This is a genomic window from Xenorhabdus sp. BG5, from assembly GCF_015163665.1.
Lineage (GTDB): Bacteria > Pseudomonadota > Gammaproteobacteria > Enterobacterales > Enterobacteriaceae > Xenorhabdus.
Genome location: NZ_JADEUG010000122.1, coordinates 1 through 226, shown reverse-complemented (window position 1 = coordinate 226; position 226 = coordinate 1). Strand labels below are relative to the sequence as shown.

The 226-nt window shown below is 50.0% G+C and carries 1 tRNA gene and 1 rRNA gene; both read right to left on the bottom strand.

The features are described 5' to 3' along the window. Nucleotides 1–15 precede the first annotated feature (15 nt). Nucleotides 16–92: transfer RNA gene (locus tag IQ209_RS18115), tRNA-Ile, on the bottom strand. 67 nt (nucleotides 93–159) lie between these two features. Continuing rightward, nucleotides 160–226: ribosomal RNA gene (locus IQ209_RS18110) — 16S ribosomal RNA — on the bottom strand; the annotation flags it as partial.

Below are 226 nucleotides of genomic sequence, written 5' to 3'. Positions count from 1 at the left end.
ACCGGACAGAAAAATTGGTAGGCCTGAGTGGACTTGAACCACCGACCTCACCCTTATCAGGGGTGCGCTCTAACCACCTGAGCTACAAGCCTATTCCGTTCCCGTCTCTTCTTTTATCAGACAATCTGTGTGAGCACTGCACAATCACTATCGTTTGGTTAAGGAGGTGATCCAACCGCAGGTTCCCCTACGGTTACCTTGTTACGACTTCACCCCAGTCATGAAT